Raw genomic sequence first — 18,423 nt, 5'->3', positions numbered from 1 at the left:
CTATTTATTAGGATGAATGACAATATTGCCTTCATTGTTGTTACCTGTATTGTCGCTATCGTCTTCATCAACAGGCGTCGCTTGGCTTCTAAGGGCTTCTTCAAACTCACCCAAATCCATCTTGCGCGAGCGACCGATATCTTCATCAAACAAGCTCTCAAGCTCGGCCATAGCGGACTTCGCTGAGGCTATCATACTGGCTTCATCGTCATAAATAGCTTGCTGACGCTCAATCAAATCATCGTCATAGTCACGGAATGTTTGGATAGTCTCGCGGGCCTTTTCGGGCGTAATGCCAAGTAATTGTAGCGACTCGCGTGACATATCAAGTGAGGACAGATACGTCTCACGCCAAATATGACGGACGCCCACTTCACGTAGGCGATAATAGTGCTGGCGATCGCGGGCGCGAGCGAGAACCACAAGATCAGGATAGTTGTGATGCAGATACTCAGCCGTGGTGATAGAACGCTCCAAGTCATCAACAGCGATGATAAAGATACGCGCCTTATCGATGCCTGCTGCTCGCAAAATCTCAGGGTTTTTGGGGTCGCCATAATAGACTTGATTACCAAATTTACGGACAAAATCTACGCGATTGGCAGAGCGTTCAATAGCGGTAAATTCGATATTGTGCATGCGCAGTACCCGTCCTATGATCTGACCGACGCGCCCAAAGCCTGCGATAATGACAGGATGTTCGTGATCTGGAATGGTATCGTAATCACGGCTGGGTTTACTCTTAGCAAATAGTGGCTCGCCGACTTTTTCTAGCAGTAAGAACGCCAGTGGCGTGAGCGCCATAGAAATGGTCACTATAAGGTTTAAAGTGTTTTCAAGCTCAGGTCTTAGGACATTTTGAGTTGAGGCAACGTTAAAGAGGACAAAGGCAAATTCACCACCCTGCGCGAGCGTCACCCCTAAACGAATGCTAGTCGGCCAGCGATTGCCAAAAGCTTTGGCGATACCTGCGATGACCGTAAACTTAATCAGCATCAGTGCAACTGCGCAGCTGATAATAAATATAGGATGGGCAATAATGAATTTTACATCAGTCAGCATACCGACTGACATAAAGAACAAGCCAAGCAGCAAGCCTTTGAACGGCTCGATACTGGCCTCAAGCTCGTGACGATACTCAGAATCTGCGAGCAAGACACCTGTCAAAAACGCCCCTAATGCCATAGATAGACCGATTTGACCCATCAAAATAGAGACGCCCATAACAATAAACAAGGCGACAGCGGTCAAAAGCTCTGAGGCACCACTTGAAGCGACGAACTTAAAAAACGGTCTAATAACATAGCGGCTGGCAAGGATGAGACCTGCGAACACGGCAAATACTTTACCAAAATAAATCAGATCATAGCTCTGCTCTCGCACTCCTGATAAGAAGGGAATAACCGCAAGTAGCGGGATAACAGCGATATCTTGAAAGAGTAAAATAGTAAAGGCTTCGCGCCCATGAGTGCTTGAGAGCTGCTCTTTTTCGTTGAGTATCTGCAATACAAAAGCGGTAGAGGAGAGCGCTAAACCAAACCCGACGATAAAGGCAGTATCTAGTTTTAAGGAGAAAAACTGATACATAATCGCCATCAGTATTATGCCTGTCAAACCCACTTGCAAACCGCCCAATACAAATATAGAGCGCCGCAGTGCCCACAAACGCGAGGGCTGAAGCTCAAGACCGATGATAAACAGCAGCATGACTACACCGAACTCTGAGAAGTGCAATAGACTCTCAGCATCTCCTGCCACGTCCAGCACACTAGGGCCTAGGATCAAACCAGTAATCAGATACCCTAAAACGGTAGCGATACCAAGGCGTTTGGCAAGGGGAACAAAAAGTAGGGCTGCACCCAAAAAGATCGTGGCTTGTAACATTAAATTCGGTGAGCCCGCGGCGGCTGCGAACATAGGTGTTCCTTTGTTTGAATATAAGTAATGATATCAATAAGTGTAGATTATTATTTTTTGCGGTAAATTTTCCAAATACCATTGTCTGCAATAGGATCGTTATAAGCATCGTTGCGACGTTTGCGCGGGGTCTGTCTGCTATCAACGATCTTAAAATCTGGTAGTGCGTGAACAATGAGACCGGTGCGATAAAATCGTATGCGCTCAGGCTCCATCATCTCTCCCTTTTGATCGCGGCAAAACACATAAGCCCGCAAATCAATGAACTCACGATGCGCTACTAACCGGGCCTCATCGTCACCGTCTAGAATTGCGCTCATACGTGTCAATTCATCAGCGCTATACTCGCCGCACTTATCTATTAAAGCGCCGACTGAGCCAAAGCTTTTGGATTCCTTGGCGCGCGTTTTGGTCAAATGCAAACGCTGCACATGATAGATAAATTGTGGAATCTCAAGGCTTGCGGGCAGAGGCAGATGATCGGGTGGCAGGTAAGCGGCGGGATAAAACGCCATGGCACGCTCGATAAGGGGTTGCCAACGCTGCTGATAAGCTTGAACTTCTGCTAGGTTGCCTTCAAATATCGGCATGTCACGCACTTGGCGCAAAATGTAAGGCGGGAACTGCTCATTACGAAAGCTTGAGATGTCCTCTTGCAGTGTGGATAGCAGAGCCTTAGACTGTTTTTTGCCGTCCTTTGAGACAGGGTCGTCAATGTAGTCGGGAGCGACAAAGGGCGCTGAGCGTCTAGACATGGTCTTAATGGTCCGTTTGGAATGAGATATAAAGCTCTAAAAGTGGTCTGATAAATATTTATCTAATAAATAATGCTAGCACAGACGCCTAATGCTGCGTGGATTTTATCCAAATTAATCAAAGGATATAGCATCAATGATTATGCCCGGCATGACTGACATCAACAGGGCGCTCTGAGATATCGCACACTAGGGCATCAGTATGAGTGCTTGTTTGCGGATGCGATGAGCTCTCCACTTGAACGGTCACGTGATGAATACCTAAATCTAATAGCCTTTGCTCAAGCGCTACAATGAGTAGATTAGACTCTGAGATGCTCATATCACCGTCGACAACCACGTGACAAGATAGCGCATTGAGACCACTGGTAATGCTCCAAACATGCAGATCATGTACCTTTTGTACTTGCGGATGAGCTACTAGCTGCTGCTCAACATTGACCAGTGATATGTTACTAGGTGTACCCTCCATCAAGATATGCACAGAGTCGCGCACTACGCGATAACCACTGACTAAAATCAGTACTGCGACGATGACGGAGGCGACCGCATCTGCCCATATCCAGCCAAAACCTATCATCAGTAGCGCAGCAATAATAGCAGCGACTGAGCCTAAAAGATCGCTTAAGACATGCAAATACGCACTTTGCATATTGAGATTGACGGGTTCTTTGGCGTTAGAGGGTTGACTATCGCTTGCGCCGTGGTTGTGATCGTCTGAGCCGCTACTACCCCTATGCATCAACCACGCTACCAAAATATTGATTAGCATCCCGATTGTGGCAATAATCAGCATGCCTTGGCTGGCGATTTCAATTGGGGTGTTAAAGCGCTTGACCGCTTCATAAAAAATCATCACTGCAATAATGACCAGAGTGGCACCATTGACCATAGCGACTAAGATCTCAAAACGCTTATAGCCAAAGGTTTTTTGATGGGTCGCGGTCTTCTCGCCAATCTTAAAAGCCAGCAAAGTTGCACCAAGAGCGATGGCATCACTTAGCATATGTCCTGCATCTGATAGAAGCGCTAAGCTGCCTGTCAACCAGCCGCCAATAGCTTCAATGAACATGTAGCCTGTGATAATCAAGAAGCTAATGAGCAAAGTACGTTGATAGCCTTTAGTATCGCGCGGCGGCGTAGTCTGCTCTAGATGCTCGTCATGATCGTGACTGTCTTGGGTATCGATGGTATAGATTTTTTGATGATTATGATCGCTATGCCCATCGTGCTCATCATGTGCACTGTGATCGGCGTGTTCAGTATTAGCGTTAGTATCAGTATTAGGATTGTTTTGATTCATAACCATACTCAAAGTTGATTATATTAATGTTAATAAGGATAACACTATTCTAAATTTAACATATTCATACCGCTTATAAATAAGGTAAACCCTCAAAACTACCAGCCCACAGGGTCGATATCTAAAGTTAGCTTGAGATACTTAGCGCTTGGCATAGCGAGTACAAGTTGCCACCATACTTGTAGTACGCGGTGCAACTGCTGGCGATCTTTGGCAAGTAACAACAATTGCGAGTGATAGCGGCTGTTTTTTTTACTCATAGGCGCATCGATAGGACCGAGCACGGCTAAATGATGCGGTTTTGGCAAGTTAGCAACGGCATCATTCAGGGCTTGCGTGGTCGCCGCCAAGGTTTTGCCTTCGCAGCGGACGAGCGCTGCATGGCTAAAGGGCGGTAAGCCCATCATTTTGCGCTCTTGTAATAGCGTACGCGCAAAAGATAAATAGCCGTCTTTGACCAATTTTAACAGCAGCGCATTGTCAGGCTGCAGGGTTTGAATGAGCACCCGTCCAGGTTTGTCCCCGCGACCTGCGCGACCTGCAACCTGAATCATCAGCTGCGCGGTATGCTCAGGTGAGCGAAAGTCAGCCGACAAAAAACCGCGATCAGCATTAGGCAAGCACACTAAAGTGACGTTAGGAAAATGATGCCCTTTGGCGACCATTTGCGTACCGACCAAAATGGCAGGCTTGCCTTCATTAATGCGCTGATATATCTTCTCCCAGCTGTCCTTGCGACGCGTGGTATCACGATCAATTTGGATAATAGGGTAGATATCTTTGCTGGTTTGTGGATTGGCAAAAATCGCATGGAGATTGTCGCTTAGACGGGTAGTGCCCATACCTTTGGCGTCTAGATTGAGGCTGGCGCAATCAGGGCACGTCGTTGGAATATACGCTTGCCAGTCGCAGTGATGACACTTTAGATAAGAGCTGTGTCTATTATAATGAACGGTTAGGTGTGCGTCACAGCGCGGACAGTCCGCTTGCCAGCCGCAAGCCTCACACAAGAGCACAGGCGCATAACCGCGGCGATTCAAAAATATGAGCACCTGATCGCCCGCCTCAAGTGTTTGCTTGATCGCACTGATAAGTGCATCGGTAAGCCCCGTATCAAAACGCTCGCCGTCATCTTGCGTTTGCTGATGGGTAGGTTGCAAGCGCGCATCAATCAGCTGCATAGTGGCGGGCTTGGCAAGTCCTGGACGTGTGCGGAGTTGATACTCTATCAATTTGCCATCGTCGACTAATTTTAAATGCTCAAGGGTCGGGGTGGCAGTACCAAGCACCACAGGAATCTTATGCTGATAACCACGGTATAAGGCGACATCACTTGCATGATAACGCAGAGTATCTTGCTGTTTATAGGAGTTATCGTGTGCCTCATCTACGATGATAAGACCTAAATTGGCAAAAGGGTAGAGCACCGCTGAGCGCGTTCCGATGATAATTTGCGCATGCCCCGTACGGCAATCTTGCCAGCCTTGCATGCGATACGTATTGGTCATGCCAGAATGTAGCAGGACAATTTGTGCAGCAAAACGACTGGCAAAGCGTGCGCGCGTCTGCGGCGTAAGTCCAATCTCCGGCACCAAAATCAATACTTGCATGCCAGCCTCAAGGACGACTTGCATAGCTTGCAAGTACACCTCAGTTTTGCCACTACCAGTGATACCGTTAAGCAAAAATCCTGTGTACTCCTGCGCCGTATACGCGCTGATAATCGCCTCAACCGCAATCTTTTGCTCGTCATTAAGATCAAGCGGCATCTTGGCTAAGCTGACTGGTTTGGGCAGCGCTTTGGGTTCGATATAGCGCTCAATGAGACCTTTATCCTCAAGCGTTTTTAAAAAAGGTCGCTGCATTCCTTCTAGCAATAAGACGTCTTCGCTTGCGCCGCGGCTGCCGTGAAGTTTGAGCATATTAAATTGCTGTTTTTGCTTGAGCGCATTTGCGCGAAAGTCATCATCCGTGACATGCGGCAAGATACGCCAATGGGTAATGAGCAAATCTAAAGGTTTACCCTGACGCACTAAGGTCGGTAGCATGACAGAGAGCACATCACCTAAAGGATAATGGTAATAGCGGGCAAGCCACTGCGCCAATGTAAGCATAGTAGTACCCAAAATAGGCGCATTATCAAGACACTTATTGATAGGTTTTAGCTTGCTAATAGGCACGTCACTCGCAGTTTGTGAGGTATAAGCGACGACAATACCGATAAGGGTTTGACGACCAAAGGAGACCTCAACACGGCTACCGATCACAGGCTGCGGGGTGTCACTTGGTACACTGTAATCAAACACGCGATATAGCGGAACCGGTAGGGCAACTTGTACCAACATAGAGGACGCTCGCAACCTTTTAGCAGTGTAAATGTAGAGTTAGTAAGTTTAAAGCAAACAAGCCCAAATGGGATAATTTGGGCTTGTTTATTCAATCATTGGTTATTGACTATTTTACTCAAGATACATAATGGCTTCGATCTCAACCACGCCGCCTTTAGGGAGCGCCGCGACTTGTACCGCAGCACGTGCAGGATAAGGCTCTGATAAGTTGGCGATAAAGACTTCATTTAGAGCCGCAAAGTCATTCAAATCAGTCAAAGATACGTTGAATTTGATCACATCATTAATAGTGCCGCCAGCGGCTTCACATATGGCTTTTAAGTTTACAAAAACTTGCTTAGCCTGCGCCTCAAAACCTTCTTTTAATTCCATCGTTTGCGGATCTAAGCCCAGCTGCCCTGAAACATAAACCATGTGACCAGCTTTGATAGCTTGCGAGTAAGTACCAACGGCTGCTGGGGCCTTATCTGTTTGAATAGTGTGACGACTCATTTTTATTCCTTTTGGTTGGTTTTTTAACACGCCCTATTATAACTGATACAAGCGCATGATGTTAGGAAAGCCCAACACTGAACGTAGTTCGCGGATACCTTTGGCTAGATGGTTACGGCTACGTACAATAATATGCACGATAGTATCTACGCTACGCACATCTATGGTTTCCACGCCGATATTCAACTGGCGCAGATGATAAATCACTTCACTAATTTGCTCATCAGTTAGAACGATAGAGACTTTTAGATAAGCGGGGAAGCGTATCTTGCTATCGTACTCATTTGATTCGTTTTGTCTGACTGCCGTATCATCTCGCCACTGCAATTGAATCACCTGGTAAGGGTTATCCTTGCGGATGTCATCTAACGAAAAGCATTTGTGCCGATGTACAACCAAACCATGACGCGATAGATGACCGACGATAGGGTCACCATAGATAGGATGGCAGCAGTTGGCAAAGTCAAACTCGACGCCTGCGGCATTGGCAACTAATTGCTGCGGCTGCGCCATCTCGCGATTATTTTGTTGTGTTTGTAAGCTGACCTCATCGTTGAACAGGCGCGAGACGACCAGCTGCGGCAGTAGCGTCCCTGAGCTTATCTGTTCATACAGGGCCTCTTTACTACTTAGGCCGCGCCACTCAAGCAGATTGTCCCACTCGCAATCGTGAATGTCATCGAGACTTTTTTGGTACGTTTTAAGCGCGCGATCGAGTGCTTGTTTGCCGTGACGCTGCTTATCATCGACAGATAGATCCTTAAACCAACGTAGAATTTCCTCTCGAGCCTTGTTGGTGACCACAAATCCGAGCCATTCAGCCTTTGGCTCTGAAAGCTTTTCTGTTTCAATCTCAACCGATTGACCGTTTTTGACCACAGTACCGAGCTTGGCATGTTTGCCATCGATATTGGCGCCAACAGCGACGTTACCTACAAAGGGCCCAACTGCATAAGCAAAGTCAAGCGCTGTAGCCCCTTGTGGTAGCTCATACGCTCGTCCCTGCGGGCTATAGCAAAGAATCTTGCTTGAGTGCAGATAATCCATAAGCTCATTGATAGCTGATACCGCAGCGCTAAAGTCCGTACTGTTTTCATCTAAAGTATCTTCATCAACCAAATCTTTCATGTTACGCAGTGACGCTTGAATGACCGATTGGCTGACGTCTGAGGCATGCTCGGCACCGATAACGCCAAGTCTGGCAGCACTTTGCATCTTTTTGGTCAAAATAGTGGCTTTGATAATGTCGTTATCACGCTCATAAATCAAGGTCAAAGACTGATTGCCACCAGGCAAAGGTCTGCGAATGTTGTCTTGAATATTAGCGTCTTCGATCTGATATTTTTTGATTAGATAGTAGGCAAGTTTGTCGCAAGCTTCGATAGTATCTAGCACAATCTCAAAGGCATAGTGGCGTAGTAGCGAATTGATCTCGCCGCGGTTACGAAAAAACTGCCGATAGATAACGACGCGATTATCCAGCACTTTAACATGGCCATTTAGATCTAAATTGTTGAGCACTATGCTCAAATAACGGTGAATGGCTTCTCTTTGAAAATTACGCCCCAGACCATGTTGCAACAACTTATCAGATAACTTGTTGTACATCTCAAAATCAAGGTTGCGATAACAAAGTACCTCAATATAATCGGCAATATCGTTAAGCCCCATAAGACGGGCAAACGGCACATAAAAATCAAGGGTTTCTTGTGCGGTATCGCGCTGTTTTTTGGGACTGACGGCATCAAGCGTCGACATATTATGTAAGCGATCGGACAGTTTAATAATCAATACGCGGGGATCAGCGAGGGTCGCGGTCAAAATCTTGTGAAAAGTCGCCGCTTTATTTTGCTGTTTATTATGGTTTGAGGATTTGAGCTTGGTGACGCCATCAACCAGTCTTGCGACTGCTTTACCGTAACGCGCCTCAATCTGCTCGCCGCTAACCTCAGTATCCTCGACCGTATCATGCAAGATGGCGGCAATGATTGTATCTCGATCTAAGCGAAAGCCTGCGAGTATTTCAGCGACAGCAATAGGATGAGTGATATAAGGTTCGCCTGATTTGCGCTTGTCTTTGATATGAGCAATATCACCAAATGCGCAAGCATCAACGATATCGCGGCGCTCGTCGCTACTTAAATAACCCACTGAGCGCAGCAAGTTATATTGGGCATCGTCAACCAAGTGATGACTAAGTTTAGGTAAGGTTTGACTCATAGAAGGATTATCCTAATAAATAATGACGACTCATCGATTTCACTATGGTCAAGATAAATGGAGAGTGACAACCACGACCAAACGCGGCAACCACCCTCTAATTAATCGTAAAATGCACTTGATGTCAACTGTTAAGCGATTAGGATTCATAAAAACTGAACTATTCGTCTTGCTACGGAGTAAATAGCACTTATTAACGGCGCTTATATGGGTATTAATAGTACTTATATGGGTATCAACAGCTGTTATTCCTACACCAAATTAGCTACGTGACTAAATATATTTTGAATGCTGCAAATAACAAAAGCCACCGTATAAACGGTGGCTTTGATTTATACTAAGCGGTATAAAGCTTAAAAACCATGATCACCTGATAGGGCTAAATCAAGAGAGCTAGTTGCAAAATTATGTTCAGGCTGATTGAGAATGTCGCGGGTGATTTTGCCCGCAGCAATTTCACGTAATGCCAAAACGGTTGGCTTGTCGTTATCGACCTCAACCAAAGGCTCGGCGATGCCTTTAGCCAATTGACGGGCGCGTTTGCTGGCAACCAAAACCAGCTCAAAGCGATTATCCACATTATCCAAACAATCTTCAATCGTCACTCGTGCCATAGCTCGCTACCTCAGTTGTCTTTTCAACGCATCTCTTGTGATAAAGAAGGTCGACAAAATAAATATATAAGAATTAATAACCCACTATCATAACATTTTCGTGCGCAGGCGTCATGAGTTTTTCTATCAATACCGTTTAGTTGTTAAGTGTTCGGTACAAGTATAAATGTAAGTATCAGTATCAGTATCAGTATCAGTCGTCAGTGCCATTGGCAAGCAAAGTACTGATCGTTCTATGATAGCGCTGTTGTTGGCGTTTTAGCGTTTGTCTATCAGCGACGATAATGGCTTTGAGTTCTGTCAATGCCACCTCAAAATTATCATTAATAATGACAAAGTCAAAATTCACATATTGCGCCATTTCAGTCACGGCGCCAGCGAGCCGTTTTTCTATCACCTCCAAGCTATCTTGACCGCGAGTGGATAAGCGCTGACGCAAAGTGGCGATACTAGGCGGCAAGATAAATACCATCGTCGCCTCGGTAAATATCTTTTTAACTTGCAAAGCGCCTTGCCAGTCGATCTCCAAAATCACATCGACGCCTGCCTCGAGCTGCGCGCGTACGCTCGACTCTGAGGTACCATAATAGTTGCCAAATACTTCAGCATGCTCCAAAAACTGATTGTCATTAATAGCGCTGACAAAACTATCAACACTCGTAAAGTGATAGTGATGACCGTCAATCTCGCCCGGACGCGGCGCACGAGTGGTATGTGAGACGCTAACCGTCAAATCATTGGTGGTTGCCAGCAGCTGCTTGACAAGGGATGTCTTGCCCGTACCTGAGGCGGCTGTAATAATAAATAAGGAACCTGTCATACCATGTGTCCAAGTCAATGTTGTAATGAGTATTTAGCCAAAATCATAAAAATGTAGTTGAATTATCAAACATGCCCTAATAATAGCGCCTTATTATAAACCGCTTTTGACGACTAAAAATGATTTTATGAGTCTGTGTATTTACCTAAAAGTATTCAGCCTCTTTAGAGGTCATAAAAGTTAAAACGCAGCAAAAGCAAAATATGCTAAAGTAGGGCATTTGTTTTAAGCTATCTATTTAAGCTTTGACTGTAAATTATCTAATGATAGGTCACCTTATGCAAATTTATCTTGCCAATCCTCGTGGGTTCTGTGCTGGTGTGGATCGCGCGATTGCGATCGTTAACGAAGCTTTGATGCGTTTTGAGCCGCCTATTTATGTGCGCCATGAAGTGGTGCATAACAAGTTTGTGGTCTCAGATCTTGCCAATCGCGGTGCGGTATTCGTCGAAGAGCTGCACGAAGTACCAGATGGAGCGATCGTTATCTTTTCGGCGCATGGCGTCTCAAAAGCGGTCGAGGATGAAGCTGAGCGCCGCGACTTAACGGTGTTTGACGCCACTTGTCCACTGGTTACCAAAGTGCATATCGAAGTGGCAAAATTCGCTCAAGATGGTATGGATGCGATCTTAATCGGTCACGCCGGTCACCCTGAGGTTGAAGGTACGATGGGGCGCTTCAACCGTAAACACGGCGGCGAGATTCATCTGGTTGAAGACGAAAAAGACGTCGAAGCACTTACGGTACAAGATGCTGAGCGTCTCGCTTTTGTTACACAAACGACGCTATCTATGGATGATACCGCGCGCGTTATCGATGCCCTGCGCCATAAATTCCCAAGTATTCAAGGCCCGCGTAAAGATGATATCTGCTATGCCACTCAAAACCGTCAAGACGCGGTAAAAGATTTAGCAACGCGCTGTGAGGTAGTGTTAGTCGTCGGCTCGCCCAATTCCTCCAACTCCAACCGCCTACGTGAGCTGGCTGAGCGCATGAACTGCAAAGCTTATCTCATCGATAATGCGCAAGAGATGGATAAGCGCTGGTTCGATGGCGTCACTAGTGCAGGCGTCACTGCTGGCGCTTCTGCCCCTGAAGTGCTCATTCAAGAAGTATTGCAGCAATTGCAAGATTGGGGCGGGGAGCTACCCAATGAGCTGGCAGGTATCGAAGAAAACGTGACTTTTAGCTTGCCAAAAGCCTTGCGTATTCCAGTCACACAAGTAGGTAGATAACGCTTAGAGCAACAAGAGTAAGAGAAATAAGGGTAAGAGAAGACGTCATGAAAAAACATAGGACAAAGTTTGACTTAGCTACTGCTGATAGTGCTCAGATTGCTAAACAGTTGAAGATAAACCTATTTGTAATTGTTATGGTTATCTTTGTACTAAGTATCAATATGATCCACTTTATCAGAGAAAAAAGTCTTTTTTATGCCGCGCTAACGTTGCTTATGGTGGTTTTACTTTTCTTTATTATCAAAGCTCGCAGAATTTTAAAAATGAGACAACAAGATCTCACTCAATTAAATGAAGGTTAATTATGGCCGCATATTATGAATTTATCGGCCGTCAGCAGCAAAAAGACGGTAGCACGGTGGCGCAGTATCGCCCCACCAAACATGCACAAGGCGCTTGGAATGAGCATGAGCAGCATATGGCACCAGCGACAGGCCTGCTGACCTCTGAGCTCATTGGCTTTAATCTGCAAGACAACATGCGTGTTGCGCGTATTAGCTTAGATATTTTGGGGCTAATACCGCTCGACGACTTTACGATTACTACGCGCTGTATTCGTCCAGGTAGAACCATTGAGCTTGTCGAGGCGGTCATGAGTAGCCGTGGTCGCGATTGTATCATTGCCCGCGCTTGGCGACTCATGACGCAAGACACTAGCGTCATTGCAGGGTTAGAGGACGCGCCAGCCAAACACCAGCCTGAAGATTTGCAGAGCTGGGATGGCATGAAAGGCTGGCCGGGCGGTTTTATCAAAACCGTAAGCTTGGTCTCTGATGCTAATCGCCGCGCAGGTCGGGGTATGGTCTGGATCACCAATGATTTAGAGATGGTAGAGGGGACACCGACAAGTGATGTGGTGCATCTATTGGGTATGGTAGATACGGCGAATGGCGTGGTGCCAAGGCTTGGTCTTGGGCTCTCAAAGCTTGAATGGATGTTCCCCAATACTGACCTGCAAATTCACATGCACCGAGAGCCAAAAGGGGCTTGGCTCGGAATCGAGGCGGTGCAGCAGTACGGCGAAGATGGTATTGGCGTGACCAGTGCGGTGCTTCATGATGTGCAGGGACCCTTTGGTCGCAGCGAGCAGATCTTGACGATACGTCCGATGCCGCATTAACTCAGTGCCTATTGACCCAGTGCCTATTGACTCAGTACCTATGAAAAATTGCCATTGGTAAATTGCCACAATACATTACTTTATTAAATGATACCGCTTAAAAAACTTAGGCGGTGTTTTTGTTTCGACGCTATCTATTATTTACGCTTGAAAAATTTACCTGCGCCCCTATTAGTATAAGCAGCCTAGCGCTATTTAAAACCAAATCGCTCTTATGCTTATTTGAGCGATTTTGGTTTAGTGACTGCTGTTTAATAATAAGTTTTGACATACATTAAAGGAGTTTTTTATGAGTGAATCAAAAAACGACAATCCAATAGTTGATGAGAATAATCCAGAATTAAAAAAACATACGTTTGAAGCGGAAGTGGCGCAATTGCTACATCTAGTGACGCACTCCTTGTACTCAAACGCTGATATTTTTGTCCGTGAGCTGGTATCAAACGCATCAGACGCCTGTGATAAATTGCGTTTTGAAGCCACTAACGATGACAGCCTGTACGAAGATGACGGTGAGCTCAAAATACGTATCGCCGTTGATGAGGAAGCCAAAACCATTACCTTTATCGATAACGGTATCGGTATGAACGAAGCTGATGCCATTGACAATTTGGGTACGATTGCCAAATCAGGTACCAAGGCATTTTTGGACAAATTATCTGAATCACAAAAGCAAGATGGTCAATTGATCGGTCAGTTCGGTGTTGGCTTTTACTCAGGTTTTATCGTCGCTGACACAATCAGTGTCGAATCGCGTAAAGCGGGCGAGCCTGCGGATAAAGGCGTACGCTGGGTATCAGACGGCACGGGTAGCTTCACCGTTGAGCCTATTACCAAGGATACGCGCGGCACGAGTATCACTTTACACCTAAAAGAAGAATACACCGATGGCGACGATAATTATTTAGATCGCGCCAAGATCAAGCGTCTGGTCAATAAATACTCAGACCATATCAGTCTGCCCATTCAGATGCGTAAAGAAGTCTGGCAAGAAGATGAGGTTGAGGAAGGCGACGACACGCCAGCTAGTGGACAAATGGTACTGACTGACGAGTGGGAAACCATTAATAAAGCCAGTGCACTTTGGACGCGCTCAGCATCCGAGATTGAAGATGATGAGTACGTTGATTTTTATAAAAACATCAGCTATGACATGGATGACCCGCTCACATGGACGCATAACCGTGTCGAGGGACGCGTACAGTACACTCAGCTGTTATATGTACCCAAAAAAGCACCGATGGATCTGTATACTCGCGAGCAGCAGCACGGGCTTAAGCTATATGTCAAACGCGTGTTCATCATGGATGACGCGGAACAGCTTTTGCCAATGTACTTGCGCTTTGTCAAAGGCGTTATCGATTCTGCCGACTTACCACTTAACGTCAGCCGCGAGTTATTGCAAGAGTCGCGCGATGTCAAATCTATCCGTGATGGTAATGCGCGCCGCATCTTGACCATGCTGGCAAGCCTTGCTAATAGTGAAGATAGTGACAAGCAAGATAAGTTTGCACAGTTCTATAGCGAGTTTGGCGATGTCATCAAAGAAGGTCTGGGCGAGGACATGGGCAATCAAGAACGTATTGCCAAGCTTTTGCGTTATGCCACTAGCACTGATGATAAAGTTGCGACCAGCTTTGAGGACTATAAAGCTCGCATGATTGAGGGTCAAAAAGCCATCTACTATCTAACGGCTGATAACTTAGCCGCTGCAAAGAACAGCCCGCAGCTTGAGTTATTTAAGAAAAAGGGCATCGAAGTTATCTTGATGACCAGCCGCGTTGATGAGTGGGCGATGAACTTTTTGACGTCATTTGACGACACACCGCTACAAAACATTGCCAAGGGCGCAGTAGATTTAGGCGATTTGCAAGACGAAGAAGAAAAGGCGGAGGCTGAAAAGGCGCAAGAGTCTATGAAGCCTGTGGTTGATAAGCTTAAATCGTCTCTAGGCGCACGTGCCAAAGACGTACGAGTCTCTAATCGCTTAGTTGATAGCCCTGCGATACTGGTTACTGCAGAGGGCGAGCTGTCACCACAGATGATTCAGATGCTGCAGCAAATGGGTCAAGAAGTGCCAGAGACGCAGCCTATCTTGGAGGTCAATCCTGATCATCCGCTGATCAAAAAGCTAGAGGCCAGCGAGCAGGCTGATGGTGATTTTGATAAGCTTGCGCAAGTCATTTTTGATCAAGCGCTACTTGCCGATGGTGGGCAGCTTGATGATCCTGCCGCGTATCTCAAACGCGTCAACGAGCTGTTGATGCGCTAGAATCTACTGTTTCAATCACTCGTTAAAAAGAGACCTTTATATAAGGTCTCTTTTTATATGTGTTTAACGCTGTTTTTATAAGTATTTACAAATCCTAGTATTGTCTTCACTGACAATCCGTTACAATCGCGTTAGACTCATTCATCAAAAGTCTGATTTTTCAAACCATTTAGACGCTTATAAAAAGCCATCGCTTTGATGATTGTTCAATTATCTACTCGATAGAGGTCACCATCTTTGTCACTCTCATCGCTAAAAACCACTTCGCTTCAACGCTTCTCTCTTAATTTTGCGGCCAATATCATTGCAGCCTTATGGATGCTCGTTGGTTCAACGCGGGCGTTCTCTTGGGTTAAGCCTACTTTTTTTCAGTTTGCTTTATTTGCAGCACTTGCTCTTAGTAGCAACGTACTATTCTCTTGGCTAGCAGCCGAGAGCGGTAGCGTATTCAATGAGCAAGGGCTTGTCAGCTATTTAATTTGGCCAGTGATTATCTTGCTGGGTGGCATTATCTTAGCGCGGCGCTTGGGTAATCAAGGACTATTATTTGTCCCTGTAGTGCTGTGGCTCGTCGCCGATACTTTATCAGCGCTACTACAAAGCTTAGTACAGTTCTTTGGTCATCAAGGCTGGCTGCCTGAATGGAGCTACTCATTACTACCGATACTGTTTCTATTATTATTTTTGTGGCAGACCATAGCCCTGCTTTGGATATTCTCTCGTCGTCTGCGCGCGCCATGGTGGGAGCGTATTATTGTACTAATCGGCGCTGTCGCACTATTGACGATTTGGCAAAACAATGTGGCAGATCAGCCTATTTTTAAGCAAACCCTTATGCAGCCAGTGTTGAATGAGGCGGCTTTATACGAGCAGCCGCGTCTATTACAGCAAGCCTTAGATAGCCTTGACCCTAGCGTCTTGGGTCAGACAGACTGGTACTTTATGGGGGTGGCAGGTTTTGCGGGGCAAGATGTGTTTCGCTCTGAGATCAATCATGCGCGCGAGCTATTTGATGTACGCTTTGGTACTAGCGGGCGCTCATTATCCTTGATCAACAATACCTATAGCTGGCTGGATGAGCCTGTCGCGACTAAAACTAGTATATTACAAAGCCTTAAAACCATCGGTCAAAAAATGAACTCGGATGAAGATGTGCTACTCTTAACCTTGTCCTCTCATGGCAACGAAGATATTCTTCAGCTTGAGAACGCACCTGTTGAGATGGACAGCTTGGAGGCTGTATGGCTACGTGAGGCGCTAGATAGCGCAGGTATTCGCTGGCGAGTCATCATTATATCGGCCTGTTATTCAGGCTCTTTTATCGATGATTTAGCTTCGCCGACAACGGTAGTGATTACCGCATCAGCGACGGACAAGATGTCCTTTGGCTGTACTAATAGCGCTGAGATGACTTATTTTGGCCAAGCGTTCTTCGCCGAGAGTCTACGAGAAAACACCAGCTTTGCAACTGCATTTAAAGACGCCAGCCTGCGCATACAAGAGCGTGAGAGTTTTATGGGTTTTGAGCCCTCAGAGCCGCAAATGGCGATCGGTAGCTTGATGGAAACTGCCTTGCCAGCGTTTGAACAAGCCTTGTTCAACCAGCGTCCAGCGCTTAGCAATAATAACAATAGCGGTGCTGATGATATCGAAAATAGTATGTCTAAAACAGTGCCCATAGTTAAATAAAACCATATAAACAAGTCTTTTTCTAACTACAATAAAAGGATACTTATTATGAATAATTCTTATGCACAAAAATTGGCGAGTAACTCGCAGATGACGCAAGTCAGTGTGAACCGCTGTTTTGATGGCGAGCAGCACTATTATCGTCATGAGTCTGTGGTAACTAAGACGCCAATGACCTTTAGTATTTATTTGCCAGATGAGGCCTTGGCAGGACAACGCTGCCCTGCAATTTTGTATTTATCAGGACTCACTTGTAATGCTGATAACGTCACGCACAAAGCCCACTTTCAACAAAAATGTAGCGAGCTTGGCATGATATTTATCGCACCTGACACCTCACCTCGTAGCAGCGATGAGGTTGAGGTGCCAAACGATGAGCGTTATTTTGTGGGGCAGGGGGCGAGCTACTATGTCGATGCGACAACAGCGCCTTGGTCGGAGAACTTCAATATGCAAAGCTACATTGTCGATGAGCTATACGATCTACTGCGTAGCGAGTTTGCTATTAGCAGTATCGGTATTACAGGTCACTCTATGGGCGGGCATGGCGCGTTATTGCTTGGTTTCAAGTTTCCAGGTAAGTTTGTCAGTGTCTCAGCATTATCGCCAGTTTGCGCAGCTAGTGAGTCTGATTGGGGACAGGCAGCTTATACCGAATACTTTGGCGATGATAAAGCGCTTTGGAAGCAAGCGGACGCGGCGCATACGATTAGCGAAGTTGGCAAGCAGTATGCCAGCATTTTAGTTGATCAAGGTGCAGCTGACGATTTTTTAGCTCAAAATCAATTGCAAACAGAAAAATTACAGCAAGCTTGCAAAAAAGCTGAGCAGCCATTAACCCTGCGCTATCAAGCGGGTCATGATCACAGTTATTACTTTATTCAAACGGTGATTAATGATCATATTTGGCATCATTGGCGTATGGCGCAGCTTGCCTAAATTTTGCTAACTGCGACTCTAAGCATCTAAGCATCTAAGTATTTACCAATATCTTAGGCAAAATTGTCTTATAACTGCAGCGACGCTTGATTCTAACTTTGTGTTTTATTATAACTGGCTATCTAATTGATAAATCACCCTATTTTTAGATTTAAAGGGTGTTTTTATGACTGCACTGTCGCTAGATAAGTCGGCAGATTTTTGTCATTCGCGTTATGATTGCTACTGAAAATCATACTTACTATGATGCTTAAAAAGGTAATCTTTATGGTAGAACATTCATCATTATCAGCAGATACTCAAATAGATGATGGCAACTCATCGCTAGCGATTATGCAAGCAGATATGGATAAGGCAATCGAGCAAAAACAAAATGAGGCGGCGCTAGAGAGTCAATCTGATTTGTTATTAAATGAGATAGACGCGTCAGGTAGCAAAGCGTTAGATGCAGTGCAAATGTCACGCTTGATTGAGATGGCATGGGAAGATAGAACGCCATTTTCAGCGATAGAGCATAGTTTTGGTCTTAGTGAAGCTGATGTGATTACTTTGATGCGAAAAGAGCTTAAACCGTCCTCGTTTCGTTTGTGGCGTCAGCGCGTCACTGGGCGTGATACCAAGCATCAGGCCAAGCGCGGCTTTGAAATCGGCCGTGCCTATTGCAAAACTCAGTACAAACCCCGATAGTCATTAATA

Annotated in this window: 14 protein-coding genes; 6 read left to right on the top strand and 8 right to left on the bottom strand. The window is 45.8% G+C overall.

The features are described from left to right. The 8 genes from ACTXGE_RS08060 to gmk all read right to left on the bottom strand — a co-directional run bounded on the left by ACTXGE_RS08060 (nt 1) and on the right by gmk (nt 10,469). The gene (locus tag ACTXGE_RS08060) at nt 1-1,917 is read right to left on the bottom strand and encodes a monovalent cation:proton antiporter-2 (CPA2) family protein (protein ID WP_443542918.1); all 1,917 of its coding nucleotides are present in this window, start codon (nt 1,915-1,917) and stop codon (nt 1-3) included. A 50-nt stretch (nt 1,918-1,967) separates the two neighbouring features. Then, nucleotides 1,968-2,672, bottom strand: coding sequence for a hypothetical protein (locus ACTXGE_RS08055; protein ID WP_443542916.1), 705 nt, complete (start codon nt 2,670-2,672; stop codon nt 1,968-1,970). Between the two features lie 133 nt (nt 2,673-2,805). Continuing rightward, nucleotides 2,806-3,975: a cation diffusion facilitator family transporter gene (locus ACTXGE_RS08050; protein WP_443542915.1), complete on the bottom strand. Its 1,170-nt coding sequence runs from the start codon at nt 3,973-3,975 to the stop codon at nt 2,806-2,808. A 98-nt stretch (nt 3,976-4,073) separates the two neighbouring features. After that, nucleotides 4,074-6,320 carry a primosomal protein N' gene (locus ACTXGE_RS08045; RefSeq protein ID WP_443542913.1) on the bottom strand — a complete coding sequence of 749 codons (2,247 nt, stop codon included), beginning with the start codon at nt 6,318-6,320 and terminating at the stop codon, nt 4,074-4,076. 114 nt (nt 6,321-6,434) lie between these two features. Next, a complete protein-coding gene (locus ACTXGE_RS08040; protein ID WP_443542911.1) occupies nt 6,435-6,815 on the bottom strand; it encodes a RidA family protein in 381 nt (126 codons plus the stop codon). Between the two features lie 36 nt (nt 6,816-6,851). Then, on the bottom strand, nt 6,852-9,035 hold the full coding sequence (locus ACTXGE_RS08035) for a RelA/SpoT family protein (protein ID WP_317199091.1): 2,184 nt from the start codon (nt 9,033-9,035) through the stop codon (nt 6,852-6,854). Nucleotides 9,036-9,388: 353 nt separating this feature from the next. Next, nucleotides 9,389-9,649, bottom strand: coding sequence for a DNA-directed RNA polymerase subunit omega (gene rpoZ / locus ACTXGE_RS08030; protein ID WP_435949524.1), 261 nt, complete (start codon nt 9,647-9,649; stop codon nt 9,389-9,391). Between the two features lie 193 nt (nt 9,650-9,842). Further along, entirely contained in the window at nt 9,843-10,469 is a 627-nt protein-coding gene (gene gmk, locus ACTXGE_RS08025) for a guanylate kinase (protein WP_317199089.1), read from the bottom strand. Between the two features lie 278 nt (nt 10,470-10,747). On the opposite strand from gmk, the gene ispH reads away from it, so the two are divergent. From ispH to ACTXGE_RS07995, 6 genes are all read left to right on the top strand, one after another. Beyond that, complete coding sequence (gene ispH, locus ACTXGE_RS08020) at nt 10,748-11,704, top strand: 4-hydroxy-3-methylbut-2-enyl diphosphate reductase (protein ID WP_317199088.1); 957 nt, start codon at nt 10,748-10,750, stop codon at nt 11,702-11,704. A gap of 307 nt (nt 11,705-12,011) precedes the next feature. Next, nucleotides 12,012-12,827, top strand: a complete 816-nt coding sequence (locus ACTXGE_RS08015) for a thioesterase family protein (protein ID WP_317199087.1) — start codon at nt 12,012-12,014, stop codon at nt 12,825-12,827. A 289-nt stretch (nt 12,828-13,116) separates the two neighbouring features. After that, nucleotides 13,117-15,099 carry a molecular chaperone HtpG gene (gene htpG, locus ACTXGE_RS08010; RefSeq protein ID WP_443542909.1) on the top strand — a complete coding sequence of 661 codons (1,983 nt, stop codon included), beginning with the start codon at nt 13,117-13,119 and terminating at the stop codon, nt 15,097-15,099. Between the two features lie 237 nt (nt 15,100-15,336). Further along, nucleotides 15,337-16,788 carry a C13 family peptidase gene (locus tag ACTXGE_RS08005; RefSeq protein WP_443542907.1) on the top strand — a complete coding sequence of 484 codons (1,452 nt, stop codon included), beginning with the start codon at nt 15,337-15,339 and terminating at the stop codon, nt 16,786-16,788. A gap of 48 nt (nt 16,789-16,836) precedes the next feature. Continuing rightward, a complete protein-coding gene (fghA, locus tag ACTXGE_RS08000; protein WP_443542906.1) occupies nt 16,837-17,727 on the top strand; it encodes an S-formylglutathione hydrolase in 891 nt (296 codons plus the stop codon). Nucleotides 17,728-18,183: 456 nt separating this feature from the next. Continuing rightward, complete coding sequence (locus ACTXGE_RS07995) at nt 18,184-18,414, top strand: TIGR03643 family protein (protein ID WP_317199273.1); 231 nt, start codon at nt 18,184-18,186, stop codon at nt 18,412-18,414. The last annotated feature ends 9 nt before the right edge of the window (nt 18,415-18,423 follow it).

This window comes from Psychrobacter sp. T6-4 (assembly GCF_052258425.1).
In the GTDB taxonomy this organism is placed as follows: Bacteria; Pseudomonadota; Gammaproteobacteria; order Pseudomonadales; family Moraxellaceae; genus Psychrobacter.
This window is presented reverse-complemented; position numbering and strand designations above follow the sequence as displayed.

Bases quoted from the DNA above. Each gene is read 5' to 3' on its own strand.
- ACTXGE_RS08060 (WP_443542918.1), bottom strand. From the start codon at position 1,917: ATGTTCGCAGCCGCCGCGGGCTCACCGAATTTAATGTTACAAGCCACG.
- ACTXGE_RS08055 (WP_443542916.1), bottom strand. From the start codon at position 2,672: ATGTCTAGACGCTCAGCGCCCTTTGTCGCTCCCGACTACATTGACGAC.
- ACTXGE_RS08050 (WP_443542915.1), bottom strand. From the start codon at position 3,975: ATGAATCAAAACAATCCTAATACTGATACTAACGCTAATACTGAACAC.
- ACTXGE_RS08045 (WP_443542913.1), bottom strand. From the start codon at position 6,320: ATGTTGGTACAAGTTGCCCTACCGGTTCCGCTATATCGCGTGTTTGAT.
- ACTXGE_RS08040 (WP_443542911.1), bottom strand. From the start codon at position 6,815: ATGAGTCGTCACACTATTCAAACAGATAAGGCCCCAGCAGCCGTTGGT.
- ACTXGE_RS08035 (WP_317199091.1), bottom strand. From the start codon at position 9,035: ATGAGTCAAACCTTACCTAAACTTAGTCATCACTTGGTTGACGATGCC.
- rpoZ (WP_435949524.1), bottom strand. From the start codon at position 9,649: ATGGCACGAGTGACGATTGAAGATTGTTTGGATAATGTGGATAATCGC.
- gmk (WP_317199089.1), bottom strand. From the start codon at position 10,469: ATGACAGGTTCCTTATTTATTATTACAGCCGCCTCAGGTACGGGCAAG.
- ispH (WP_317199088.1), top strand. From the start codon at position 10,748: ATGCAAATTTATCTTGCCAATCCTCGTGGGTTCTGTGCTGGTGTGGAT.
- ACTXGE_RS08015 (WP_317199087.1), top strand. From the start codon at position 12,012: ATGGCCGCATATTATGAATTTATCGGCCGTCAGCAGCAAAAAGACGGT.
- htpG (WP_443542909.1), top strand. From the start codon at position 13,117: ATGAGTGAATCAAAAAACGACAATCCAATAGTTGATGAGAATAATCCA.
- fghA (WP_443542906.1), top strand. From the start codon at position 16,837: ATGAATAATTCTTATGCACAAAAATTGGCGAGTAACTCGCAGATGACG.
- ACTXGE_RS07995 (WP_317199273.1), top strand. From the start codon at position 18,184: ATGTCACGCTTGATTGAGATGGCATGGGAAGATAGAACGCCATTTTCA.